The sequence below is a fragment of the Pseudomonas palleroniana genome (assembly GCF_003031675.1).
Lineage (GTDB): Bacteria > Pseudomonadota > Gammaproteobacteria > Pseudomonadales > Pseudomonadaceae > Aquipseudomonas > Aquipseudomonas palleroniana.
The window spans coordinates 39,669-62,799 of the sequence record NZ_PYWX01000071.1; the positions used below are offsets into that span (position 1 = coordinate 39,669).

The window sequence follows — 23,131 nt, forward strand, 5'->3', positions numbered from 1 at the left end:
TGAATCCGTGGGCCGCCGTCATGGGCCATCCCTGGCCCAGGACGGCTAACCCGGCGTCCTGCCGGGTTACCCACGGATTCAAGCCTGCGTTCGGCCAGCGTGGTTTAACGGGGCGCCTGAGATCAAGATCAAAATCAAAGGCAAGATCAAAAGCAGATCAAAAGCACGACGGGCGGCGAGGCGACGTATGGGGTATTCAGGTAGGCGTTACGCCTTGCCCGAAGCGTCGGATGGCCAGGCAGTAGCCGATCAATGCCAGGGTTGCCAGCAGCCCGCCAGCGGCGCCGATCCAGGCGAAGCCGAAGTGGCTGCCGACCCAGCTGCCCATCAGGGCGCCGCCGCCGATGCCGATGTTGTAGATGCCGGAGAACATTGCCATGGCCACGTCGGTGGCGTCCGGTGCGAGCACCAGCACCTTGGACTGCATGGCCAGGCCGAAGCCCATGATCGCGATGCCCCAGAATACGCTCAGGCCGACGAGATAGGCCTCTGCGCCACTCAACGGCAGCAGCAAGGCCAGGCACGCCGCCAACAGGAACACCGTGCCGACCACGAACAGATGGGGGTTGAAGCGGTGTATCAGGCTGAACAGCAGCGAGCCGATGATGCCGGCGCCGCCGAACACCAGCAGGATCAGGGTGACGGCGTTGCCGCCCATGCCGGCCACGCCTTCGACGAAGGGTTCGATGTAGCTGTAGGCGGTGAATTGTGCCGTCACCGTCATGGCGGTGAGCACGTAGAGCGCCACCAGCGCCGGGCGCTTGAACAGCAGCGGCAGGCTACGCAACGAGCCGGAGTTCTGGCTCGGCAACAACGGCAAGGTGCGCGCCAGCCAGAACACCAGAGCGGCCGCGAACGCGCCGATGACCAGGAACGTGGTACGCCAGCCCATCGCTTCACCGAGCAGGCGGCCCAGGGGAATGCCCAACACCATCGCCAGGGAGGTGCCGGTGGCGAGCAGGCCCAGCGCCTGCACCTGCTTGCCTGCCGGCGCCAGGCGCACCGCGAGGGATGCGGTGATCGACCAGAACAGCGCATGGGACAACGCGATGCCGATACGGCTGAGCATCAGCACGCCGAAACTGGTGGCGATACTGGAGAGGATGTGGCTGGCGATAAACAGGCCGAACAGCACGATGAGCAGTTTGCGCCGTTCGACGTTGCGGGTCAGCAGCATCACCGGCAATGACGTCAACGAGACGATCCAGGCATAGATGGTGAGCATCAGCCCGACGCTGGCGATGGGCATGTCGAAGCTGGTGCCGATGGCGCTGAGCAGCCCGACGGGCACGAATTCGGTGGTATTGAACACAAACGCGGCCAGTGCGAGGGCGATGACCGGTTGCCAGTTGGCTTGGGGGGTTGTGGCTGAAAGGCTCATGGGTTGGCGCGGTACTCTGACGGTGATCAAGCGGCCACCCAGGACAAGCGCCGCCGCCGAGCATTCTATAGGTTTCTCGGCGGTGTGTTGGCGATGTTCCCGATCAAAAAGCCGTCAGGGTCATCAAGGCGCGGTCATGGTGACGATGTAGGCCCCCGACTGAATCGGCTTTCCGCCCGCATCCACCAGCAGATACCGTTGGTCGTAATAACGCCCATTGCTGCTGTCGGCCACCAGCTTGACGTTGGCTGTCGCATTACCCAGCGCCTGTACGCTGCCCACGGGCTGCACGTCGAAGCGGCTGCCGCGCATGGCCTGGGGGCAGCCATTGAAGGCCACGGTCGAGTCGCCCGGCGTGGCGGAATTGCAACCGGGCTCGACAATGCTGCCGTGAAATTGAATGACCCCCGAGGAGGCGGCCATGCAGGTCCCCGCCCATACCGCGAGCAAGCCCGTAACCACTGACAAACGTATAACGTTCATGACGACGCTCCTTCTGGGTTGTTAAGAAGGTCATCGTCCGTTCGGGTGCAGACTTGAGAAATTTCGTCGTTTTAAGAATCGCCTGATAGCCAGGCGACGCTGCCCTACGGGTCCACTTGCCCCATCAATTCTGGAATGCTTTCCGGCCGTTTGGCATAACGCTGCGCCAACGCCGCACAGACCATCAACTGGATCTGGTGGAACAGCATCAACGGCAGGATCAGCACGCCCATGGTCGCCCCGGCGAACAACACCTGGGCCATTGGCACGCCCGTCGCCAAGCTCTTCTTCGAGCCGCAGAACAGGATGGTGATGCGATCTTCCTGATTAAAGCCGAACGCCTTGCCCAGCAGCGTCGATGCCACCAGCACCAGGCCCAGCAGTACGCAGCAGGCGATCACCAGACCGCCCAGTTCCCACAGCGGGATCTGGTGCCAGATGCCTTCATTCACCGCTTCGCTGAACGCGCCGTACACCACCAGCAGGATCGACCCCTGGTCGACAAACTTCAGCCAGGATTTGTTGCGCCCGACCCAATCACCGATCCAGCGCCGGGCAATCTGCCCGGCAATAAAGGGCAGCAGCAGTTGCACGCTGATTTTCAGGATCGCGTCGATGGTGGAGCCGCCCTCGCCGTGGACATTGAGCAACAGCGTCACCAGCAACGGCGTGAGGAAGATACCGAACAGGCTCGACGCCGCCGCACTGCAAATCGCCGCCGGGATATTGCCGCGCGCCAGCGAGGTAAAGGCGATCGCCGATTGCACGGTGGCCGGCAACGCACAGAGGTACAGCATGCCCATGTACAGGTCTTTGCCGATCAGCGGCGAGAGCAACGGCTTGAGCGCCAGGCCCAGCAACGGGAACAGCACGAAGGTCAGACTGAACACCAGCAAGTGCAGGCGCCAATGGCCGGCGCCGGCGACGATGGCCTGGCGTGACAGTTTGGCACCGTGCAGGAAAAACAGCAGCGCAATGGCCAGGTTGGTCACCCAGCCGAACGCAACGGCGGTTGGCCCGGTGGCGGGCAACAGGGAAGCAATGATCACCGTGGCCACCAGGGTCAGGGTGAAGTTATCCGGTAGAAAACGTGGGCGGGTCATGAGCAAGTCGTCCAGGGGTTGCAAAACGCGTCATCGCGACTCTAACGTAACGGCTTGTTACCGACTAACGCCAATGAGCCAGTAAATGCCGCCGAAAGGACATGACAAAACCGTGCGCCGCAGTGTCCCTGGGCTTTCCAGCCTGCCGCGGCCGGTGTATGGGCGTACCGAATCCCTGCCCAACCGCGCCTTGACGCGCCGGCACAGCCACCCGTGGGTGCAGCTCTCCTACGCGATTTCCGGGGTGCTGGAAATCCAGACCAGTGCCGGCCGGTTCGTCGCTCCTCCCCAGCGCGCGGTGTGGATTCCCGCAGGTGTGCCGCACCGCGTGTTCAGTTCGCCGCATACCGAAATGCGCAGTTTGTACCTCGATTGCAGCGTCACTACCTGGGCGGCCGAGCGCTGCCAGGTGCTGGAGGTGAGCAGTTTATTGCGCGAGTTGATCCGCAGCTTCAGCGAGCTGCCGGTAGAGTATGCCGAGGATGGCCCGGATGGACGCCTGGCCCAGGTGGTGCTCGACCAACTCGCCGCCGCCCCGCAGGTGGATTTGATGCTGCCGCTGCCCCATGATCCACGGCTGCGCCAGATCTACCGCAGTTTGAACCTGCACCCGGAGCAACAGACCACACTGGGGCACTGGAGCGGGAAGCTGGGCGTCAGCGAAAAGACGCTCAGCCGCTTGTTCCTGAGCGACACGGGGCTGACCTTTCGCGCCTGGCGCCAGCGCCTGCGACTGTTGAGCGCCCTGCCCGCCCTGGAACGAGGCGAGCGGGTCACGGATGTGGCATTGGGGTGTGGGTATGAGTCGACGTCGGCGTTCATTGCTGCGTTTCGCCAGCAGTTTGATACCACTCCAGGTGAGTTTTTTCGCTGATCTGGCTGGGGCCGCTTCGCGGCCCGACGGCAGCAAGCTGCCTCGCCACAATAACAGCGCCTCATCCCACAGGCCGGTCAGCTGCCGTTGCCGCCATGGGCCTCTTCAAAGAAGTAGTCCTTCCAGCTCCCGGCCTTGTTCTTCAACACGCCAAGCTCCTGGAGTTTCTCGGCATAGATAAAGGTGCGCTGGGGCACGATGGTGAAGTCGATCTCCGGGTCCTGGACGATTTTCTCCACCAGGTCCAACGGCAGCTTGGACTGCTCCACACGGATATACGCCTTGGCGGCGGCCGGTTTGTCAGCCTTGATGATCTGCTCGGCTTCGGCCAGGGCGGCATAGAACGCCTTGTAGGTCTTGGGGTTCTCGTCGTGAAACTTCTGCGTGGTGTAGAGCACGTTGAACGACGCCGGCCCGCCCAGGATGTCGTAGGAACTGAGCACCTTGTGCACGTTGGGGTTCAACAACTCCTGATACTGGAACGGCGGGCTGGAGAAGTGCGAATTGATCTCTGAACCACCGGCAATCAACGCGGCGGTCGCGTCGGGATGGGCCAGGCTGATGGAAATATCGTCGAATTTCTTGTAGTTCGCATCGCCGAACTGCCTGGCGGTCTCAATCTGCAAGGTGCGCGACTGGAACCCTACACCGGCGGCAGGCACGGCGATGCGGTCTGTTTCGGTGAAGTCCTTGAGGGTCTTCACCTTGGGATTGTTGGTCAGCAAGTAGTTGGGCATCGAACCGAGGGAGGCGATGGCCTTGACGTTCTGCTTGCCCTTGGTGCGGTCCCACAGGGTGAGCATGGGTGGCACACCCGCCGAGACCACATCCAGGGCACCGGCCAGCAGCGACTCATTCATCGCGGTAGCGCCGGAGATGCTGTTCCACTCCACCTGGATGTCCAGCCCCTGTTCCTTGCCGTGTTTTTCGATCAGGTGCTGGTCGCGCACCACGTCGAGGATCAGGTAGCCGATACCGAATTGCTGGGCGATGCTGATCTTGCCTTCGGCCTGGGCGCCGAGACTGATCAAGGCGCTCGCAGCAGCCAGGAGGGTCAGGGAGGAACGCTTGAAAGTCATGTAGGGGTCTGCCGCGCTTTTTAAGAAGGTGATGGAGCGTAGCGGCGATTTTTAAGACGGGAAAAGAATATCGGGATCTATTGTTATGCAAATAATCCCCAAAACCTCGCTCGGCTGGTATTGTTTCGCGCTTTGAAAAACAGCTACATGTCTGCGAGGAAATGGCCGTTGAACACTGACGAAAAAATGACCGGTGACCTGTTCGAGGTGGATAAGCGCCTGTCACTCAAACCCGTGGTGGACTTCAACGCCTACCTGCACAGCGCGTTCGGCGACGGCCCGTGCACCTGCGTTCGATGCGCGGCGGCCAATGGCGATGAAACCGGCTACGCCTTCCAGCACACGTTCAACTTCGACGGCAAACCCACCCACCGCCGCTTCGCCGCCACGGCGGGTAGCGATGTGTTGCAGGCGTTGAAGAAGGCATGGCTGTCGTACACCAAAGCCGAGTTGCCGCTCAGCGGCGTGTTGGCACTGGACACGGTGAAGGAGTTCGTCGAGCCGCAACTGCACAAGCGCCTGGCACCGTTGTTTCTGGCCAGTGGGTTGGTCAAGGATGTGGAAGGTGAGCTGCACCTCCAGCCACAAGCGGCGGCCTAGATCGGGAGCAACGTGAAAGGAGGCAAGCCCTAATGCCCGTCAGTTTAGAGAACCTGCCGCGACCAAACTCTGTAGTGAGCGGGCTTGCCCCGCGCTGGGTGGCGCAGCCGCCCCAAACCCGGGCGCCTCGGTCGTTCAGAAACACCACGGCGTCCTTGTTGGGGCGGCTTCGCCACCCAGCGCGGGGCAAGCCCGCTCACTACAGATGATGTGTTCTACATCCCAGCATTTAACTGACTGGCATTAAGGCAAGCCCCCTTCCACAGGTTTCCGCTTTTCCAGCTGAACAGGCTTATTTACGCGCCGCCTCCCACGATTTGAGCAAGTCGCTGTAAGCCACCGTTTCGCCTTTCGGTTTCTCGTTGGCCAGTTTCGGCTTCGGCGCGCCCGGCTGGTCGAACCAGTATTGCGCGTCACGCTCGGGGTTCATTTTCGGACCGCACACCGGTTGTACCTTGGAGCGTTCCAGGCGCGTCATGATCGCGTCCTGCTCCTTGGCCAGGTTGTCGAGGGCCTGTTGCGGGGTTTTCTCGCCACTGGCGGCGGCCGCAATGTTGCTCCACCACAGTTGCGCCAGGCGTGGGTAGTCCGGCACGTTGGTGCCGGTCGGGGTCCACTCCACCCGTGCCGGGCTGCGGTAGAACTCCACCAGGCCACCGAGTTTCGGCGCCAGGTCGGTCATGGCCTGGGAGTTGATGTCGGACTCCCGAATCGGCGTAAGACCCACGATGGTTTTCTTCAGCGAGACGGTTTTCGAGGTCACGAACTGGGCGTAGAGCCAGGCCGCGAGTTTCTGTTTCTCCGGCGTCGACTTGAGGAAGGTCCAGGAACCTACGTCCTGATAGCCCTTCTTCATGCCCTTTTCCCAGTAAGGCCCAACCGGCGACGGCGCCATGCGCCATTTCGGCGTGCCGTCGGCGTTCACCACCGGCAGGCCCGGCTTGGTCATGTCGGCGGTAAATGCGGTGTACCAGAAGATCTGCTGGGCGATGTTGCCCTGGGACGGCACCGGGCCGGATTCGGAGAAGGTCATGCCCGCCGCTTCCGGCGGCGCGTAGGCTTTCATCCAGTCCACGTATTTCTGCGTGGCGAACACGGCGGCCGGGCCGTTGGTGTCGCCGCCACGGGTCACGCTCGAACCGACCGGGTGGCAGTCCTCGACACGAATGCCCCATTCGTCCACCGGCAAACCGTTAGGCAAGCCTTTGTCGCCGCCGCCGGCCATGGAAAACCAGGCATCGGTGAAGCGCCAGCCCAGGGACGGGTCTTTCTTGCCGTAGTCCATGTGCCCGTAGATGCGCTTGCCGTCGATTTCCTTGATGTCTTCGCTGAAGAACTTGGCAATGTCTTCATAGGCCGACCAGTTCACCGGTACGCCGAGCTCGTAGCCGTATTTTTCCTTGAACTTGGCTTTCAACTCCGGACGCTCGAACCAGTCGGCACGGAACCAATACAGGTTGGCGAATTGCTGGTCAGGCAACTGGTAGAGCTTGCCGTCCGGTGCGGTGGTGAAGGAGGTGCCGATAAAGTCCTTGATATCCAGGGTCGGCGAGGTGAACTCCTTGCCTTCGTTGGCCATCAGGTCAGTGATGGATTCGGTCTTGCCGTAGCGAAAGTGCGTACCGATCAAGTCGGAATCGTTGACCCAGCCATCGTAGATATTCTTGTCGGACTGCATCTGGGTTTGCAGCTTCTCGACCACGTCGCCTTCCTGCAGCAGGTCATGGGTCAGCTTGATGCCGGTGATTTCGCTGAACGCCTTGGCCAGCACCTTGGATTCGTACTCGTGGGTGGTGAGGGTTTCCGACACCACGTTGATCTTCATCCCACGGAACGGTTCCGCCGCCTTGATAAACCACTTCAACTCTTCGAGCTGTTGGGCGTCGGTGAGCGTGGACGGTTTGAACTCGCTGCCGATCCATTTTTTCGCGGCATCCTCATACGCATCCGCCCAGGCCGTAGCGCTCAAACCGCTGAGAGCCAGTACGCCAGCCAATGAAATGCTATGTCGCAGCTTATTGTTTTTATCGAACATAGAGACCTCCTGGTTTGTAGTCAAAGGAGCACTAGCCCCAACGCATCACACACAACAGCCACATCAGGGACAGCACGCCGGCCACCCAGATGCTCCAGTCGGTGACGCCGATTACCAGCAGATGCAGGTAGGCGCTGCCGAGAAGACTGATAAACAGACGATCACCACGGGTGGTGCTGATCGGTAAAAAACCGCGCCGTGCAATACTCGGCGAGCGCAGCTCCCATGTGGTCATGCCCACCAGCAACAGGGCAATCGCCCCGAAGAACAGGGCTGTGGGGGTGGTCCAGGCCATCCATTCCATGATCGACTCCTCAGACCCGGCCCAGGGCAAAGCCCTTGGCCACGTGGTTGCGAACAAACCAGATCACCAGCATGCCGGGCAGGATGGTCAACACCCCCGCCGCTGCCAGCACGCCCCAATCGATACCCGAGGCCGAGACCGTGCGGGTCATCACCGCCGCGATGGGCTTGGCGTTGACCGAAGTCAGGGTGCGCGCCAGTAACAGTTCGACCCAGGAAAACATGAAGCAGAAAAACGCCGTGACGCCGATGCCCGAACCAATCAGAGGGATAAAAATCTTCACGAAAAACTTGGGAAAGCTATAGCCGTCGATGTAGGCGGTTTCGTCGATTTCCTTGGGCACGCCGGACATGAAACCCTCCAGAATCCACACCGCCAGTGGCACGTTGAACAAGCAATGGGCCAGGGCCACCGCAATATGCGTGTCGAACAGGCCGATGGACGAATACAGCTGGAAAAACGGCAGCAAGAACACCGCCGGAGGCGCCATGCGGTTGGTCAGCAACCAGAAGAACAGGTGCTTGTCGCCCAGGAAGCGGTAGCGCGAAAACGCATAGGCCGCAGGCAACGCCACGCTCAAGGAGATCAGCGTGTTCAGGCTCACGTAGTACAACGAATTGAGGTAGCCGGTGTACCAGCTCGGGTCGGTGAAAATCACCCTGTAGTTGGCCAGGGTGAAATCCTGCGGAAACAGCGTCAGCCCGCCGAGGATTTCGGTGTTGCTCTTGAACGACATGTTCAACAGCCAATAGATCGGCACCAGCAGGAACAGGATGTAGACCAACAGCGGAATAACCTTGCGCTTGCTCATGTTGGCGGCCTCAGCGGTTGGCGTCGGAATGGGTCATGGCGGTGTAGAACAGCCAGGACACCAACAGGATGATCAGGAAGTACACCAGGGAAAACGCCGCCGCCGGGCCAAGGTCGAATTGGCCGACGGCCATCTGGGTCAATGTCTGGCTCAGGAACGTGGTGGCATTCCCCGGCCCGCCACCGGTGAGTACGAAGGGTTCGGTGTAGATCATGAAGCTGTCCATAAACCGCAGCATCACGGCGATCAGCAGCACGCTTTTCATCTTCGGCAACTGGATATGCCGGAATACCGCCCAGGCCGATGCACGGTCTATGCGTGCGGCCTGGTAGTACACATCCGGAATGGCGCGCAGCCCCGAGTAGCAGAGCAGCGCGACCAATGACGTCCAATGCCAGACATCCATGATCAATACGGTGACCCAGGCATCCGCCGTGTTGGCCGCGTAGTTGTAGCTGATGCCCAGCGCGTTGAGGCTGGAACCGAGCAAGCCAATGTCGGCGCGGCCGAATATCTGCCAGATCGTGCCGACGACGTTCCAGGGGATCAGCAGCGGAATGGCGAGGATGATCAGCACCAGCGAAGACCAGCGGCCCTTGGTCGGCATGGTCAGGGCAATGGCAATGCCCAGGGGAATTTCGATCAGCAGCACGCAGGCCGAGTAGATGAACTGGCGCAGCAATGAGTCGTGCAGACGCGGGTCGAGCAGCACCTGTTTGTACCAGTCGGCGCCGACAAAGTAGCGGCTGGACTGGTCAAAGATGTCCTGCACCGAATAGTTGACCACGGTCATCATTGGGATCACCGCACTGAACGCCACCAGCAGGAACACCGGCAGCACCAGCCACCAGGCCTTGTTGTTCTGCACTTTGTTCATGGCTGTATCTCCAGCAGGTAGTCGTCGGCATAGACCATCAGCCACTGGGCGGGGAAGCTGATCGAGGCGTTGCCTGCGGGCACCGGCTTGTCTTCGGCCAGGCGTACCTTGAGCAGGGCGCCGTCGAGGTTGAGGGTCATGATCTTGTAGGTACCGAGGTCTTCGAGGTGGCAGACATCCGCCTGCAGTGCGTCAGGGTTGTGCTCGTCCCACACGTGGATAAATTCCGGGCGAATCCCCACCTGCAGTTTCCGGTAGTTCGTCTCGACGATGCGCTGCTGCAGCGCCTCAGGCAGCGGCAGCAAGGTGCCGGCAAACGCCACCCCGCCCGCCTCGGCCCGCACGTCGATCAGATTCATCCCTGGGCTCCCGATGAAATAACCGACAAAGGTGTGGCTGGGCCGCTCGAACAGTTCACGCGGCGTACCGAACTGCACGATCTGCCCGCCGTACATCACCGCAATCTTGTCGGCGAACGTCGACGCCTCAAGCTGGTCATGGGTGACGTAGACCATGGTGATATTGAACTGCTCGTGAATCTGCTTGAGCTTGCGCCGCAGCTTCCACTTGAGGTGCGGGTCGATCACCGTCAAGGGTTCGTCGAACAGGATCGCCGACACGTCATCACGCACCAGGCCGCGGCCCATGGAGACTTTCTGCTTTTCGTCGGCGCTGAGGTTGCGGGCTTTTTTGTCCAGCAGGTTTTGCAAGTCGAGGACTTCGGCAATTTCCTGCACCTTGCTGTGCACTTTCGCCTCGGCCATGCCCTGGTTGCGCAGCGGGAACGCGAGGTTATCGAACACCGTCATGGTGTCGTACACCACCGGGAACTGGAATACCTGGGCGATGTTGCGTTTTTCCGGGGTCAGCTGATTGACCACCTGGCGGTCAAACAGCACCTGACCCTCGGATGGGCTGAGCAAGCCGGAGATGATATTGAGCAAGGTCGACTTGCCACAGCCTGACGGCCCCAGCAGCGCGTAGGCACCACCCTGCTCCCACACGTGATCCATTTCGCGAATGGCGTAGTCCTCTGGACCACTCGGCGTAGGGCTGTAGCTGTGGGCAAGGTTCTGCAAATGGATCTCGGCCATCAGGCAACCCTCGCAATACGACGCCCGGGCGCCTGGAGCAAGCGTCCCTGGCCATCGAACACAAACAGTTTATGGGTGGGGATATACACGCGGATCGGCGCGTCGACATCGTACTCATGCACCCCCGGCAGGTGCAGCACCAGCAGGAAGTGCTCGCTGCGCACATGCAGGAAGGTTTCCGAGCCGCTGATCTCGGCGACTTCCACGGTCACGGCCAACTCCAGATCATCATCATTACTCGGCACCAGGCTGATATGGCTGGGGCGCACGCCAAAACGGAACTCGCCCTCACCGAGCCCGCGCAGGTCGACGTTCAGCGGGAAGTGCACAAAATTCGCGAAACTCACCTCGTTGCCGCTGATACGCCCGGGCATCAGGTTGATCGGCGGCTCGGAGAACAGCTCGGCGGCCAGCACCGTCTGCGGCTGGTGGTACACCTGGGCAGCCTTGCCGCTCTGGATCACCCGGCCTTCGTGAAGAATGGTGGTGGTGCCGCCCAGCGCCAGGGCCTCGTTGGGTTCGGTGGTGGCATACACGGCAATGGTGTGGCGCGCCTTGAACAGTTCGCGCATTTCCTGACGCAGTTCTTCACGCAGTTTGTAGTCCAGGTTCACCAGCGGCTCATCGAACAGGATCAGCTCGGCGTCTTTCACCAGCGCACGGGCCATGGCCGTACGCTGCTGCTGGCCACCGGACAGTTCCAGCGGGTGGCGTTGCAGGAATTTTTCGATGCGCAACATCCTGGCGGTTTCCAGCACTTTGCTCTGGATCAGGTCCTGAGCCATCCCCGCTTGGCGCAATGGCGAGGCGATGTTTTCGAACACGGTCATGGTCGGGTAGTTGATGAATTGCTGGTATACCATCGACACGTTGCGCAAGCGCACCGGCCGCTGGGTGACGTCCACGCCGTTCATCAGGATGCGGCCGCTGTCGGGCTTGTCCAGGCCGGCCATCAGGCGCATCAGGCTGGTTTTGCCGGAGAGCGTGCGGCCGAGCAATACGTTGAACGAACCGGCTTCGAAGCGCAGGTTGGCGTCGTCGATCCAGGTTTGACCTTCGACGACGCGGGACACATGTTCCAGGGTCAATGACATGGCGCGCCCTTTTTTCTTATTGGAATGAATCTGGCCCAATGTCAGAGCCAGATTCATGCCAAAACCACAAGCGCTTGATGTGCAAGGAAAAGGGTAAAACAGCCTGTTCAGGCGTGAACACAAATGAACAACCTGGGGTTGACAATGAACAGTACTGAACAACACTGTTCAGACTTGATCGCCCACACAATGCAGGTCAATTGTGAGAGGGGGCTTGGTCCCGATGGCGGTGTGTCAGTCGATTCATGGGTGGCGGTCGTACCGTCATCGGGAGCAAGCCCCCTCCCACATGACCGCTGGATTGTGCAAGATCCCATAACAATAAAAAGAAGGTCGCCCCATGGCCGCTCCCTTGGCTCACGACACGCTTATCCAGGAATCCTGGCGCCGTTGCCGCGCCTTCGGCCTGGACCACCAGAGTGCTCCCAGCTTCGACCTGCTGCCCGCCGAGGGCATCAGCCAATTGCTGGAAAGCCAGCACTCTCTGGTGCAGACCACCCATCAGGAAGTGCTGCCCTATTACGAAAACATCCTCAGTAACTCCAACTGCCTGATCATGCTGGCCGACAATCAGGGCCAGGTCCTGACCTCGTGGGGCACCCAGCGCTTTATCACGCCGACCCTCGCGCGTGGGTTCAATGCCGGGGCCAGTTGGCAGGAACGCGCCACCGGCACCAACGCCATCGGCACGGCGCTGGCCTGTGCCCAGGCGGTGCATATCGAGCACGACGAGCATTTCCTCAAGGCCAACCGCTTCATGACCGGCTCGGCCGCGCCGATCTTCGATGCGCAGCGTGAAATCATCGCGGTGCTGGATGTGTCCAGTGACAGCTACCTGCCCCCCTCCCACACCCTGGGCATGGTCAAGATGATGAGCCAGACCGTGGAGAACCGGCTGATCCTCAACCTGTTTCGCGGCGAACATTTCCAACTGACCTTCAACACCGGCCTGAACAACCTCGACAGCCAATGGGCGGGCCTGCTGATCTTTGATGAGAGCGGCCAGGTGCTGTCGGCCAACCGTCGCGCGGACAATTTGCTGGGCATCAGCCTGTCGCGAGTGATGATCGACAGTTTGTTCAAAGTGTCGTTGCTGGAGTTGCTGAACCAGCCGGAGGGGCTGCCGTTTTCACTCCAGGCCGCGGGACGCAACCGCTTCCAATGCGTATTGAAACGGCCGAAGAAAACTCCGGTGCACGCCCGGGTCTTCACGGCGCCAGCGCCGAGTGAACCGACATCGGCAAGCCCCAGCGGGATTGGCCTCAACGCCCTGCACTTCGGCGATACCCGCGTGGAGAAAGCTGTGCGCCAGGCCGAGCGCCTGCTGGAGAAGGATATCCCGCTGCTGATTCATGGCGAGACCGGCGTGGGCAAAGAGGTGTTCGTCAAGGCCCTGCACCTGGCCAGTTCCCGCAGCCGGCAGGCCTTTATCGCGGTGAACTGTGCGGCGATTCCTGCGGAACTGGTGGAGTCGGAGCTGTTCGGTTATGAAAAAGGCGCCTTCACCGGCGCCAGCCAGAAAGGCAGCATTGGCCTGATCCGCAAGGCCGACAAGGGCACGTTGTTCCTCGACGAAATCGGCGATATGCCGCTGCCGACGCAGGCCCGTTTGCTGCGGGTGCTGCAGGAGCGCTGCGTGCAACCGGTGGGTAGCAGCCAACTGTTCCCGGTGGATTTGCGCATTCTCTCGGCGACCAATCGCGTGTTGCGCGAGTGGGTGCAGGCCGGCCGCTTTCGTGAAGATTTGTACTACCGCATTGGCGGCCTGGCCCTGGAGTTGCCGCCCCTGCGCGAGCGCGCCGACAAGCAGGCACTGTTCCAGCAACTGTGGCAGCAACACCGTGAACCCAGCCAACGCGCCGGTCTAAGCGCTGAAGTGCTGAGGTTGTTCGAGCAACACCCGTGGCCGGGGAACTTGCGCCAGGCCAGCAGTGTGTTGCAGGTCGCGTTGGCGATGGCGGAAGACCAGCCGGTGCGCCCTGAACACCTGCCGGATGACTTTTTTGTCGACCTCAAAGGTGCTTCGCCACCGCCCCAGGCATACCCAGTTGATGACCTGGACCTGACACAACGCTTGAGGGCAGTGGGCGGGAACATTTCCCACCTTGCTCGGGAACTGGGCGTCAGCCGCAATACCCTGTACAAGCGTCTGCGCCAGAACGACGGCTGAGCCCGCCCCGCTCATGCGTACCGCAGCCGTTCAACGCCAGCTCCATGACACGCCGGTGTAGATGCCTCGGCCATCCGCCGGGGTGGACCGGGCCAGGTCCATGCCTTTGTCGTCGTAACCCGGGGTGACGGTATTGGCGTAGCGGCGGTTGGTGAGGTTGCGCAGGTCGACCCACGCCTGCCAGTCCTGCTTGGGCGCGTCGTAGCCGAAGGTAGCGCCCAGTGTGGTATACGCCGCGGCGTAGTAGGAATTGGCGTAGTCCACCGCCACCCGCGACGCATGTTCGGTGTTGAGGCTGGTGTACAACCCCGTCGGATGGCTGTAGCGCAGTTGCGCCTGGTAGTAGTGCTTGGGGATGCCCGGCAAGGTGTTGCCACCGAAGCGGTCGTCGTCGCGGTAGTGGAAGTCACTGAAAGTGTAGGCTTGGCGCAGGGCGAGCTGGCCGGTGCGACCACCGTCCCACAACGGGCTGAGCAGGCTCAGTTCCACGCCCTGATGAATCGTGGGGCTGGCGTTGTTTTCGGCGGTGATGGCATTGGTGGTAGCGGTCTGCGCCTGGGTTTCCACGGTGAGCAGTTCGTGGCGCACTTCGGAACGGTACAGCGCGAGGTCCCACTGGCCGAACCATTGCTCGCCACGGCCGCCGACTTCCAGGGTGGTAGCGGTCTGGTTTTTCAGGCTTACGCCTTCACGCGCCAAACCCTTGGCCGGGCCACCCGCAAAATACTTGTTGGAACCCCAGATCATCGACCACGCATGCGGCGGCTCGACCGAACGGCTCAGGTTGCCGTACACCTGCAATTGCGGGGTGAAGTCATAGCGCAGGCCGATACGTGGGGCGTAGTCCCAATCGTGCTGGCTGAGCGGCGCCTGGCCATCGGGATAGGTGACCTGGGTTTCGCGACGGGTGTAGATCGCCGCCAGGCCGGTGGTCAGCCACAGGTCGGGGACCAGTTCCAGGTCATTGCCGATATGCAGAACGGTGTCGGAGCCCAGGTAGCTGTAGTCGCGGGTCTTGGTGCCGGGCGCGTAGCCGGCGGTGTTCCCGGCAGGCGTGCGCACATATTCCGAGGCGCCGTTGTTGGGCATCGCCTGGGTGGTGCGCAGGCCGACCGTGGTGTTGCTGTCGTGACCGAACAGCGTGTCCTGGCGGATATAGTTGAGGGTGCTGCTGATATCGGTGTAAGCCACTTTCAGGCGGTTGGTGCCTTCGCGCAGGTCCATCGGGTAGTCGTGGTAAGCGAGGCCGACTTCGATGCGGGAATAGTCGTCCAGCAGCAAGGTGGTCTTGTTGGCGATCCAGGTGGAGCCGGGTTGCAAGCGCTTGGAATCACGGGCGACGTTGAGGCTGTTGGCCGCCCGCGGGTCGTGGCTGATCTGGGCGCGGGTGAGTTTGCCCGGGGTGTCGTTGGTGGTTTCGCGATAGCGCAAATAGAAACGCGTTTCCAGGTTGGGGTTGAAGCGATAGCCGAAGTTGGCGGCGACACCCTTGCCGGTGCCCGCACTCTGCTGCTGGTAGCCGTCGGACGCCGAGTCCGTGAGGCTGATGTAATAATCCGCGTCCCCCAGGACCTGGCCCGAACTGATCTCACGCTGCGCGTAGCCGCGACTGCCCGCTTCATAGCGTACCTGCAGCTTGGGCGCGTCGTAGCCGGTGCGGGTGACGTAGTTGACCGAACCACCGAGCGCCAGCGCGCCCTGATCAAACCCGTTGGCGCCCCGCAACACCTCGACCCGGCTCTGCCACAACGGGTCCTTGAGTTCGTAGGGCGTGCCGCCAGGGCCGGTCAGTGGCAAGCCGTCGAGCATTTCATAAAGCCCGGAGGCATGGGCGCCGGGGCTGCGGTTCAAACCCGAACCACGGATGGAGAGCTTTACGCCCTCGTTGTTGGCCGCCTTGGCATACACTCCGGCCTGATACTTGAACACGTCTTCGTTGCTACTGACGCGGCCCTGTTGCACGCTGTTCATGTCGATGAAATTGGTGCCGCCGGGCACGGCCTGGAGCTGGGCCCGGGCCACTTCATCGGCACTGGCTTCGTTGCTGGTGACTTCGACCGGCGCCAATTGCAGCTCTTCGGCGTGCACCATTGAACTGAAGGCCAGAGCGGCAAAAAGCAGTGGAGGTTGTCGCAACAGCATGGGCAGGTCCTTGAAATACAGGGGCATGACAGGCCGTGGCCATCACGCGAACTGTGATGGGAAGACGGGGGACTGCCTGAGGTCACGTCTTATTGACGCGCCGCCCTGCCGCCAATCAATGGCTGCCCGACTGGCCCTGATCCGGCGAAGCTTGCAACGCCCTCATCAACTCATCCGCCTCCGACCCCAGTGGGAACCTGAAGCCCTGCATTTCATCCTCGGCCAGTATTTCGGCGAGGGCGTCGCGTAACTGCGTTTCGGTCGGCGAATCGCGCAGCAGTTTGTGTGCGGGCAACAACACACTCGCGCCAACTCCTTGGACGCTCGCGGCGTCGATCACGGCAAAGAGGATAAATCGCAGGCGAATTTCGCGATCCGTCGGCCAAACCTTTTTTCGCTTACCCAAAGCACGCACTCGTTTTTAAGAAAAGTCCGAGGCTATGGCCGACGGGGGCGGCGTTTCAAGGGAACGGGCAGCGGATCGTCCGATTCCTACGCAGGAAAAGGAAATGCCGCACTGTCAGATCGATGGAGGCTGCGGCGGTGCAGGTCACTGCACCGGCAAGAAATTCATCAGCAACAGACTTTGCGCGTAATTGAGGCCGACGCGCCGATAACGCTCATCAAGGATCTGGGTCAGCAGGTCCAGGCGCGCGACAATCTTACCGAACTCAACGGCGAAGCTGAGGTTGCTGCCCTCCTCCGATATCTCGTTGGAGAACAGCAGCAATACGCCATTGGCATCCTGGCGCTGGCCGAGCAGCCAGGTGGCCTTCTCGATGTTACGCGCGGCATTGCTGACAAACTGTGGGTTGATCGAGTCGGTCATATAAAACTGGGTGCGGCCACCATGTGCGGTCACGAGCATGCTGCCAATCGCATAAATGAACGCGCCAACCCGGTCACCGCGAAATTCCGGGCTCAACGAATAGCTCAAGGCCGCCAGGTCACGACGCTCGCCCAACGCCGGCAGTGGCTGTTGGTTTTCGATGGCCTGGCGGATTTGCCGCGCCGCACTCACCGCATCCGGATAACCCGATTGACGCCACTGGTTGGGGTTGCGCAGATAGAGTTTGTTCATCAGCAAATAGAGGCTTTGCAGGTTGTCGCGCATGCCCAGTGTTGCCATGCGATCCACACTGGTTTGAAAGAACTCATCAGGCTTGCCGTTACTGAACTGCCTGGCGATATCGCGCCCTTGTTGCTGGCTGCAACCGGTCACACAGAGCACGCACAGCATTGCCAACCGCAGCGGCCATCGGGTGGTGAAAACAGTCAGCGTTCGATCCATCGGTACCGGGTCAGGTTCTGCAGGCAACGCGCCGAATGCGCGTCGCCGGGACAGAGATAGATCAGGAAAATGTAGAAAAGTGCAGCGCAAGGGATAACAGGACGGTCAGTTGCGCTTGCGCACCGCGATGACAAGGCTGCCGACCTTGGCAGCCAGTCAGGCCACATCTCAGGTTTTGTTGCAGCCGATGCGCGCAGGCAGTTGCCCCTGCTTCGCTTTCAACGCGGCTTGAACCGGTTGCGGCAGATTGCTCCAGAACGTCAGTCCGGATCGCTCCTCGATCTGGTTCACGGTCACTTGGTAATCGCAGAAAGCCGCGCCTTTCGGGGTTTCCTGGTTCATCACGAACGAGGCGTAAATGCCGTCCTGCGGCGAACTGCCGACAAAGATGATTTTCCAGTAGCCGCTGGGGATGGTGTGGACCTTGTTCGTACCGGGAAGCGTGCCGACAAAGTGCTCGTACAGTGGCCCGGTGACCACATACACCTGGTCCACGCCGGGCTCTTTGGCGAGGTTTCTCTCCTGGTCTTCCAGGCGCGCCCAAGGGCCCTGGTTCAGATCAGCCTTCTGCGGGGTAATGTTCGACAAGTAATTGAGGGTTGGCCAGTCCGCCACACCGGCCATTGACGCGAGGTTGGCCTGATGGCCGCGGTCGACCTTGAGGGCGACATTGGCGCCGTTGTAATCCACGGGGTCGAGGGTTTCTCCGGGCGGAATATCCGGGTCCGTCGCCCAATTGCGCGCCCGGCCGCTCGCCGGTGTGTTCTTGGTGATTCGGTACGACACCCAGTTGGCGAACTTGGTCGAGCCGTTGTTGTTCAGGGTGTATGCCTGGCGATTCAGCGTCAGCGGACTGCCGCCGGTGGGGCAGCCTACGCCACAGTTATCGAACGCCGGCACCTGCCCCGGCATCGCCTGGATGGCAACCGCAGGCTCGCGTGTTCTATCGGTGGTGGTACAGGCGGCAATCAGCGGGATCAACAAAAACGGCAGGTGCTTGAACTGCAGACTTCCTTGCATGGTGTAACTCCTTGTGGGTGAAGCAATCGTACCGATCATTCGGAAATCAGCTACAACGGTTCCTCCGTTGTCTGACGCACGCATTCAACCACAAGAAGGTTTCAATGTAAGGACTGTGACTGTCTCGGGGAGGGTATTTTCTTCGATAGTGCGTAGGAAATGGCAGCCTGTAACGCTACAGGCTGCCATCGACTGTTCAGGCGTCAGTCATCCCGATCATCGCGATCACGGCCGTGATTGCGGTCATACCGACGATCATCGTAGCGACGGCCTCGCCCCTGATCGTTGTCATCGCCCTGGTCGTAGTACCTGCGGTCATGATCGTAGTGCCTGTAATGATCACGGCCATACCCGCCGCCGTCGTCCCACACAGGCACACAGCCCCCCAGCAGGAGAAGGCCGGTGGTGGCCAAGAGTATTACTGCTGCGCGCTTCATTCTGAATGTCCTGAAAGCTGGATTCACAAACCCCACCCAACCTGCGGTCCGGTGAGTTGCGAACGCCAATTAGTGGGAAGTTGAGGTGCCGGCCTGACTCAGTCCCTTCAGGTTGTGATCCCCGGGCGTAGTCGCCGAGATCGCCGTGGCCTTGGATAGTCCCTGGGTTGTTTTGGAGTGCGCTACACCGGATGTGGCAAGCCCATGGCCCCGATCATTTTTGAGAGCGCGCCCAACATGATTGCCACTCACGCCGTGATCTCGAACCGCCCTGCCTTGATGGTCGGCTTCGTGACCTTCAGCGAGACCTTTACCCTCGGAGCCCGCCGCGTGCCCCGTGCCCGCATGCCCAGCCCCGCCGCCGTTACCGCCGCCACCGCCATGCCCGCCACCGTCTTTGGCATAGGCAGAGGCCATGACTGACAGTCCCGCAGGCAGCAGCGGTGCAGCCGCAAACAACATTGCGCACGACACAACGGCAACTAAGGATTTCTTTTTAAAACGCATGGAGGAGTCCATCGGGCTGGGGTTGAACTGCATGTCATATCTGACACACATTGTTACATCCAGTTCAATTCAAGCGACAAATGGATACGCAACAATCAATGCTGGCAATCGGGCAGGTCTGGGGCTAAACGGGGAGCGCTTTTAAGGTAAAAGCCAGTCATCAATGACTGGCTCGAGAGAAGACGCAGGGCAGCAAGCTCAGGTTGAGCGCCCTTCACTGCGGTTTTGTTGTTTTTTAACGCCTTTTCCGGTCTTTCGTTCGTATTGATGGTGAATGAACCAGGCGACCAGAAGCACGCCAGCCAAGGAAAATATGAAAAGCAACAGCTCTATTGCGGTACCTTCATGTGAAAACATGCTTCGTTCCTCGTCCTGAAGTCGCACGACCTGAAATTGATCGCGCCCTAAGCTGTTCGTAATATTTCGAACATTTTCAGGGTAGTCGGCAAAAGCGGGTGTGGCAACCCTGAATTGCTTCGCAACCATTGATCTAGACGGGTTGACGATTGAATCCGGGGATAAGGAGCGGTGGCATGGGTATGCATATGCGTCCGGCGTCAAACCTTGCTTGCAACTTATTCGGCAGAGGCCGGGACGCATCCAGCCGATATCTCAGGACTCAGGTTCAAACGAGTATTCAAATGACACTTGTGCCGGCTCCCCATGGCCTGCGACGTAGCTGCCATTACCGCCAAGCGCTACCAAGCCGCCGGTGCCCGCCCCCTTCACCACACTCCAAGTGCTGCGCGCCTGGCCCTGCGAAAACGATCCAAAATGCCGAACGACAAATGTCCCACTCTTACCTGCAACCACCGCACAGATTCGCTCAAACCCCACAAAACTAGCGGTACCATCATCGCTATAAGACATGAGGTAATCGACGCTGCTGGTTCCCTCGATGGCGCCGGCATAGGACTGCGTGACTTTGGCGTGAGAAAGTTTCGGAGAGCCCTCAAGTTCCTGGGACGGCTTTTCGTCCCAGCCAGTGATCTGAAACGTGCAGTTGACAGTGTTTTTCATGGGTATTTGGCTCTGCTTACGGGTTGTTAGTGAGAGTGATGTAGCGGTCTATGCGGAGCGAATAAAAGTCCATCGGCCGAACAAGCAATGAACTCGATCAACGACCGTACGAGACCTGAAAAATTATCGCTGCACCGCGATGCATTTGATCTCCACGAGAAGCCCCGGTCGAGCCAGCTCACTGATGCCTACGCATGTCCATGCACAAGTCCCTCTAGGAAAGACTTGATCCTTGACCCGTCTAAAGACAGGCATATGGCGTTGCATATCGACGTGATAAGTCGTCATATCGACGACATCCTCAAATTCGCAACCGCCCGCAGCCAAGACGAGCCTTAGATTCTCCCATGCCGCCAGGAACTGCTGCTCAGGATCCTCGATAACGGATAACTCCGGCGTCCGGCCCACCTGCCCAGCGCAGTAGAGCGTTTTTCCTACCTTTACCGCTGGCGCATAACCAGCTTGCTCGCAGAGCAGTTTCATGTCGCCTGGAACGATGATCTGACGATCAGTCATGGTGGTGGAGCCCAAGATATTAACGAATACGAAACCTAACCCGAGTGGCGAAGCGTCGTCCAATCGGGTCACCCTATTATCGACAAGTGTGCTAGACGCACACTTACTGCTCACGGCAATCCCGGCGACGTGGGTGATCGCATCCTTTGAAATCACCCTTAATGCAATACATCAGCCCTCTTCAAGCTTGCGCCTGAGCCGCTTCATATCGCTATTGATGATCAGCTTATGGACCGGACCTACCGGGAGCATATAAATGCGTCCAAACAGGTTATGCGTTACGACTGAAGAAGTAATCGTGAGAACGCGGTCAACTATGGAGAGGCAGATCATGACATCCAGGTGCCGGTCACGCTCAGTCAAAACCAGCATGTCTGGCGCACTATGCTCTACCAGGAAGAAATCCAGGTAATCCCCCTCAAGCACCGCCTCTCGACTTCGCCCTGAAAATCCGCCTATGCGCCTCACACCAAACAGCGAGGAGATCCTGTCTCGAATTCGAAAGGCCAGTTGCATTAGAGCCCCATGCCCTGCCGTAACGATGTTCCAAACCTCGAGGGCCGTGACTTCGCGAGGTAGTGGGGTCGACCTGACGTCGTAGTAATCAAGATCGGGTGGTGGGCGTAGCGTATGCACTGCGGATATAGCTACCAAGCGTTTCTCCCTGAATTGCCTCGACCGGCCACTCCGATTAGATGGGGTCGACCATCTGCTTTCATGCTGGTGATACGACCGCTATCAAAATCTGCATGTCGCTCCATCCCAGGTTTGGCGAAATAGCAGCATCGCCACGCACAGTGACTGCGATCCAATCAAAAATCAGCGTTGATCTATTTCAATCTTTTGCGTTGGGTCAGGGCTGTATCTTTGGCGCTTAAGTTGCGGGTCGCCCTTTGCCATGCAGAAGAAAAAAATCTCCGCCTCGCCGCAACCACCGTGCAATGCGCATTCACTCGCTTGCATATGATCCAGAAGAATCTCACGACCTTGCGACTCGCAGAACACGTTCGCCTCTTTAAGCGCCTGACCTTTTGCAGACGCCGGACCGCCCAACGCCACTCGGGTTGAAATCGTATAGGTATCAGGACCGACCTTTATCGGTCCGCTATCCGCACAACCGACGAGCATGATTGCCGCGATCAAAGGCAGCCAGACTTTCATTGTTATCCTCCCCAGGAAAACATCGACTGTAGCGCGTACCTGACCAGCCATCCAGCGTGGATGGAATGCCAGTCACAGGGGAACGGGTTTAGTCTTCCTAGTCTTGATTACACTGAACGGTTTATATTTTTCGCAAAGCCCATGGACACCCGGCAGCTTTCAGCCCGCGACAAGGATCAAGGAATGAGTTTGGCGAAAAAAAACGCACCACGATCCACTGACACATCCGTGGCCCTAATGGGTATTGCGCTGGGCCTCGCCGTTGCAGCCTACATAAGCCCTAAAAACGAGTATTTCCTGGATAATTTCGCGGGTTACTGGTTACCACAGGCGGCAGTTCTTTGCATCACGCTGCTATGCAAAGCGTCACGGGGGACGCTGGGCGGTATAGCTATCACCATGGCGCTGTACTTGTACCTTTTCGACATCTGGGCTACGGAAGCCATGGCTTGGCTTTTTTACCTCTTCAGCTTTCCGGGCATCCTCATCGGAGCATTGCTCGCCATAGCGACATCGTCGAGAAAAGCATATGAGGCGCCAATCGCTTTTGCTTGGGTGACGCTAGGCACAGCGCTTGGTCTGGTAGCCATTTGGCTTTGGGTTCGCTGAGATTTCGAAATACCAGACACAGAAAGCCCAGCGTGGGGATGCCCTACGATCAGACGACGCTATCCAGTAGCGCCGTCCCATAAGAATTGTCCACTACGCATAGCCACTGTTCCGAGAATTGTCGAAACACGTAGGTTGCCCTGCGCGAGATCTCGGTTTTCACACCGGCCTTATCCGTGGCCTGTAACAGGGTCTCCATGATAACGAGAGCGACGTCACCTCCCTGTATAACCTGCATTTCCCCCTGCGTGACAACGATACTGTGATTGAAGTGCTCCGCAATGGCGACAAATGCTCGGCGGATGCTGTCTTTGCCTGTGACTGTCAGCCCTGGTTTAACCACGAGACTTGCGTCATCCGCATAAAACTTCATCAGCTCTTCGAAGTCTTCGGCAGTGATGGCTCGATCAGCGGCTTCGATAGTTTCCTTGAGAGTTCGGGTCAGTGCGTCCATTCCTGTGCTCCTGAGTGAGCCTCGGAAGCAGGCATGAAAAACCCCGCATCTGAGGCGGGGTTCGGCAAT

The 23,131-nt window shown here is 59.7% G+C and carries 27 protein-coding genes; 5 read left to right on the forward strand and 22 right to left on the reverse strand.

Going from position 1 to position 23,131, the window contains the following annotated elements; genetic code table 11:
• Window positions 1-196 precede the first annotated feature (196 nt).
• The 3 genes from C9383_RS24560 to C9383_RS24570 form a co-directional block, all read right to left on the reverse strand.
• Window positions 197-1,381 carry a sugar transporter gene (locus tag C9383_RS24560; protein WP_090370355.1) on the reverse strand — a complete coding sequence of 395 codons (1,185 nt, stop codon included), beginning with the start codon at window positions 1,379-1,381 and terminating at the stop codon, window positions 197-199.
• A gap of 123 nt (window positions 1,382-1,504) precedes the next feature.
• Window positions 1,505-1,864 (reverse strand): hypothetical protein, encoded by a 360-nt coding sequence (locus tag C9383_RS24565; RefSeq protein WP_090370353.1) that lies wholly within the window; start codon window positions 1,862-1,864, stop codon window positions 1,505-1,507.
• A 104-nt stretch (window positions 1,865-1,968) separates the two neighbouring features.
• Complete coding sequence (locus tag C9383_RS24570; RefSeq protein WP_090370351.1) at window positions 1,969-2,967, reverse strand: bile acid:sodium symporter family protein; 999 nt, start codon at window positions 2,965-2,967, stop codon at window positions 1,969-1,971.
• A gap of 85 nt (window positions 2,968-3,052) precedes the next feature.
• Between C9383_RS24570 and C9383_RS24575 the strand changes: the two genes are divergently transcribed.
• Complete coding sequence (locus C9383_RS24575; RefSeq protein ID WP_090370349.1) at window positions 3,053-3,841, forward strand: AraC family transcriptional regulator; 789 nt, start codon at window positions 3,053-3,055, stop codon at window positions 3,839-3,841.
• A 77-nt stretch (window positions 3,842-3,918) separates the two neighbouring features.
• Here C9383_RS24575 and C9383_RS24580 read toward each other — a convergent pair whose 3' ends face one another.
• Complete coding sequence (locus tag C9383_RS24580; protein WP_090370346.1) at window positions 3,919-4,920, reverse strand: ABC transporter substrate-binding protein; 1,002 nt, start codon at window positions 4,918-4,920, stop codon at window positions 3,919-3,921.
• 168 nt (window positions 4,921-5,088) lie between these two features.
• Here C9383_RS24580 and C9383_RS24585 point away from each other — a divergent pair, with 168 nt between their 5' ends.
• A complete protein-coding gene (locus C9383_RS24585) occupies window positions 5,089-5,520 on the forward strand; it encodes a hypothetical protein (RefSeq protein ID WP_060755589.1) in 432 nt (143 codons plus the stop codon).
• Window positions 5,521-5,812: 292 nt separating this feature from the next.
• Here C9383_RS24585 and C9383_RS24590 read toward each other — a convergent pair whose 3' ends face one another.
• The 6 genes from C9383_RS24590 to C9383_RS24615 are packed head-to-tail and all read right to left on the reverse strand — an operon-like array spanning window position 5,813 to window position 11,735.
• Complete coding sequence (locus tag C9383_RS24590; protein ID WP_090370344.1) at window positions 5,813-7,555, reverse strand: ABC transporter substrate-binding protein; 1,743 nt, start codon at window positions 7,553-7,555, stop codon at window positions 5,813-5,815.
• 31 nt (window positions 7,556-7,586) lie between these two features.
• On the reverse strand, window positions 7,587-7,859 hold the full coding sequence (locus C9383_RS24595; protein WP_090370342.1) for a DUF2160 domain-containing protein: 273 nt from the start codon (window positions 7,857-7,859) through the stop codon (window positions 7,587-7,589).
• 10 nt (window positions 7,860-7,869) lie between these two features.
• On the reverse strand, window positions 7,870-8,670 hold the full coding sequence (locus C9383_RS24600) for a carbohydrate ABC transporter permease (RefSeq protein WP_060755592.1): 801 nt from the start codon (window positions 8,668-8,670) through the stop codon (window positions 7,870-7,872).
• A 10-nt stretch (window positions 8,671-8,680) separates the two neighbouring features.
• Window positions 8,681-9,547 carry a carbohydrate ABC transporter permease gene (locus tag C9383_RS24605; protein ID WP_060755593.1) on the reverse strand — a complete coding sequence of 289 codons (867 nt, stop codon included), beginning with the start codon at window positions 9,545-9,547 and terminating at the stop codon, window positions 8,681-8,683.
• Window positions 9,544-10,641: an ABC transporter ATP-binding protein gene (locus C9383_RS24610; protein WP_090370341.1), complete on the reverse strand. Its 1,098-nt coding sequence runs from the start codon at window positions 10,639-10,641 to the stop codon at window positions 9,544-9,546. The genes C9383_RS24605 and C9383_RS24610 overlap by 4 nt, the downstream gene beginning before the upstream one ends.
• A complete protein-coding gene (locus tag C9383_RS24615; protein WP_090372380.1) occupies window positions 10,641-11,735 on the reverse strand; it encodes an ABC transporter ATP-binding protein in 1,095 nt (364 codons plus the stop codon). The genes C9383_RS24610 and C9383_RS24615 overlap by 1 nt, the downstream gene beginning before the upstream one ends.
• Window positions 11,736-12,075: 340 nt before the next feature.
• Between C9383_RS24615 and C9383_RS24620 the strand changes: the two genes are divergently transcribed.
• On the forward strand, window positions 12,076-13,905 hold the full coding sequence (locus C9383_RS24620; RefSeq protein ID WP_090370339.1) for a sigma-54-dependent Fis family transcriptional regulator: 1,830 nt from the start codon (window positions 12,076-12,078) through the stop codon (window positions 13,903-13,905).
• Between the two features lie 30 nt (window positions 13,906-13,935).
• On the opposite strand, the gene C9383_RS24625 is transcribed toward C9383_RS24620, so the two are convergent.
• The 6 genes from C9383_RS24625 to C9383_RS28485 all read right to left on the reverse strand — a co-directional run bounded on the left by C9383_RS24625 (window position 13,936) and on the right by C9383_RS28485 (window position 19,302).
• Window positions 13,936-16,047 carry a TonB-dependent receptor family protein gene (locus tag C9383_RS24625; protein WP_090372378.1) on the reverse strand — a complete coding sequence of 704 codons (2,112 nt, stop codon included), beginning with the start codon at window positions 16,045-16,047 and terminating at the stop codon, window positions 13,936-13,938.
• A gap of 115 nt (window positions 16,048-16,162) precedes the next feature.
• Entirely contained in the window at window positions 16,163-16,453 is a 291-nt protein-coding gene (locus C9383_RS24630) for a hypothetical protein (RefSeq protein WP_060755596.1), read from the reverse strand.
• A gap of 144 nt (window positions 16,454-16,597) precedes the next feature.
• Window positions 16,598-17,338 carry a hypothetical protein gene (locus C9383_RS24635; RefSeq protein WP_090370336.1) on the reverse strand — a complete coding sequence of 247 codons (741 nt, stop codon included), beginning with the start codon at window positions 17,336-17,338 and terminating at the stop codon, window positions 16,598-16,600.
• A 168-nt stretch (window positions 17,339-17,506) separates the two neighbouring features.
• A complete protein-coding gene (locus tag C9383_RS24640; protein WP_090370333.1) occupies window positions 17,507-18,358 on the reverse strand; it encodes a DNA/RNA non-specific endonuclease in 852 nt (283 codons plus the stop codon).
• Between the two features lie 203 nt (window positions 18,359-18,561).
• Window positions 18,562-18,795, reverse strand: coding sequence for a hypothetical protein (locus tag C9383_RS24645; RefSeq protein WP_081087044.1), 234 nt, complete (start codon window positions 18,793-18,795; stop codon window positions 18,562-18,564).
• A gap of 69 nt (window positions 18,796-18,864) precedes the next feature.
• Window positions 18,865-19,302 (reverse strand): hypothetical protein, encoded by a 438-nt coding sequence (locus C9383_RS28485; protein WP_090372375.1) that lies wholly within the window; start codon window positions 19,300-19,302, stop codon window positions 18,865-18,867.
• On the opposite strand from C9383_RS28485, the gene C9383_RS28255 reads away from it, so the two are divergent.
• Window positions 19,211-19,447, forward strand: a complete 237-nt coding sequence (locus tag C9383_RS28255) for a hypothetical protein (protein ID WP_159438935.1) — start codon at window positions 19,211-19,213, stop codon at window positions 19,445-19,447. The two genes, C9383_RS28485 and C9383_RS28255, sit on opposite strands and share 92 nt — an antisense overlap.
• A gap of 53 nt (window positions 19,448-19,500) precedes the next feature.
• Here C9383_RS28255 and C9383_RS24655 read toward each other — a convergent pair whose 3' ends face one another.
• The 5 genes from C9383_RS24655 to C9383_RS24675 all read right to left on the reverse strand — a co-directional run bounded on the left by C9383_RS24655 (window position 19,501) and on the right by C9383_RS24675 (window position 21,999).
• Window positions 19,501-19,788 carry a hypothetical protein gene (locus tag C9383_RS24655; RefSeq protein ID WP_090370330.1) on the reverse strand — a complete coding sequence of 96 codons (288 nt, stop codon included), beginning with the start codon at window positions 19,786-19,788 and terminating at the stop codon, window positions 19,501-19,503.
• Window positions 19,789-19,914: 126 nt separating this feature from the next.
• On the reverse strand, window positions 19,915-20,322 hold the full coding sequence (locus tag C9383_RS24660) for a DUF3224 domain-containing protein (protein ID WP_090370328.1): 408 nt from the start codon (window positions 20,320-20,322) through the stop codon (window positions 19,915-19,917).
• 123 nt (window positions 20,323-20,445) lie between these two features.
• Window positions 20,446-20,838, reverse strand: coding sequence for a RidA family protein (locus tag C9383_RS24665; RefSeq protein ID WP_090372373.1), 393 nt, complete (start codon window positions 20,836-20,838; stop codon window positions 20,446-20,448).
• Window positions 20,839-21,009: 171 nt separating this feature from the next.
• On the reverse strand, window positions 21,010-21,492 hold the full coding sequence (locus C9383_RS24670) for a DUF2867 domain-containing protein (RefSeq protein WP_081087045.1): 483 nt from the start codon (window positions 21,490-21,492) through the stop codon (window positions 21,010-21,012).
• Window positions 21,493-21,657: 165 nt separating this feature from the next.
• On the reverse strand, window positions 21,658-21,999 hold the full coding sequence (locus C9383_RS24675; RefSeq protein ID WP_060755600.1) for a hypothetical protein: 342 nt from the start codon (window positions 21,997-21,999) through the stop codon (window positions 21,658-21,660).
• 183 nt (window positions 22,000-22,182) lie between these two features.
• Here C9383_RS24675 and C9383_RS24680 point away from each other — a divergent pair, with 183 nt between their 5' ends.
• The gene (locus tag C9383_RS24680) at window positions 22,183-22,608 is read left to right on the forward strand and encodes a hypothetical protein (protein WP_090370325.1); all 426 of its coding nucleotides are present in this window, start codon (window positions 22,183-22,185) and stop codon (window positions 22,606-22,608) included.
• Window positions 22,609-22,657: 49 nt separating this feature from the next.
• On the opposite strand, the gene C9383_RS24685 is transcribed toward C9383_RS24680, so the two are convergent.
• Window positions 22,658-23,062, reverse strand: a complete 405-nt coding sequence (locus C9383_RS24685; protein WP_060755602.1) for a YybH family protein — start codon at window positions 23,060-23,062, stop codon at window positions 22,658-22,660.
• Window positions 23,063-23,131 lie beyond the last annotated feature (69 nt).